The 1082-nt window shown below is 70.6% G+C and carries 1 pseudogene; it reads right to left on the bottom strand.

Going from position 1 to position 1082, the window contains the following annotated elements:
• Positions 1–11 precede the first annotated feature (11 nt).
• Positions 12–1082, bottom strand: a pseudogene (locus EAO71_RS23885) (hypothetical protein); the annotation flags it as partial.

Raw genomic sequence — 1082 nt, 5'->3', positions numbered from 1 at the left:
GGGCCGTGGGGTCAGACCGCTTCCGCGGCCTCGGGGAGCAGGGCGGTGAGGCGGTCGGTGAGCTGGACGACCTCGGCGACGTGGCCGTAGTCGCGGGCCGCGGTGTCGACGGTCTTGCGCAGGCGGGTGTTGACCCGTTCGGACCGGACGCTGCGGGCGACGCCGAGGGCCTTCTCGGCGAGGAGGGCGGACTGCTCGGGTTCCCGCTTGAGGAGGTGAACGGTGGCCATGCCGATGAGGTTGAGTGCGTACGAACGCTGGTGCTCGGCGTCCTTCTCGAAGAGGGCGACGGCCCGCTCCATGACGGGTTCGGCGAGGGAGGCGTAGGTCGGGGAGCGTCCGGCGACGTAGGCGAGGTCGCGGTAGGAGTGGGAGTTCTCGCCGTTGAGCTCGGCCTCGGAGAAGAAGCGGATCCAGTCGGGTTCGGGCTCGCCGTCGAGGCCGACGTCGGCGAAGGTGTCCTCGGCCATCCGGACGGCGCGCTTGCACTTGCTGGGCTGGCCCATGTTGGCGTAGGCGCGGGCCTCCATCGCATACAGCATCGCCTGGGTGCGGGCGGTGGCGCAGTCCCGGCTGCCGTACTGGGCGAGGTGGATGAGTTCGAGGGCGTCGTCGGGGCGTCCGAGGTGGATCATCTGACGGCTCATCGAGGACAGGATGTACGAGCCGAGCGGCTTGTCGCCGGCCTCCTTGGCGGCGTGCAGGGCGAGCACGAAGTACTTCTGGGCGGTGGGCTGGAGCCCCACGTCGTAGCTCATCCAGCCGGCGAGCTCGGCCAGTTCGGCGGCGCAGGCGAAGAGCCGCAGGGCGACGGCGGCCAGCTCCACGAGGTCACCGACCTGCTCCAGGAACCGCAGCCGGCCGCCGTCGCCCTGCGGCTCTTCGCCTGCGCCGCCGAACTGGCCGAGCTCGCCGGCTGGATGAGCTACGACGTGGGGCTCCAGCCCACCGCCCAGAAGTACTTCGTGCTCGCCCTGCACGCCGCCAAGGAGGCCGGCGACAAGCCGCTCGGCTCGTACATCCTGTCCTCGATGAGCCGTCAGATGATCCACCTCGGACGCCCCGACGACGCCCTCGAACTC

Source organism: Streptomyces sp. MS191 (assembly GCF_008042125.1).
Taxonomy (GTDB): Bacteria; Actinomycetota; Actinomycetes; order Streptomycetales; family Streptomycetaceae; genus Streptomyces.
The sequence above is the reverse complement of the archived record's forward strand: the minus strand, read 5'-3'. Positions and strand labels throughout refer to the sequence as shown.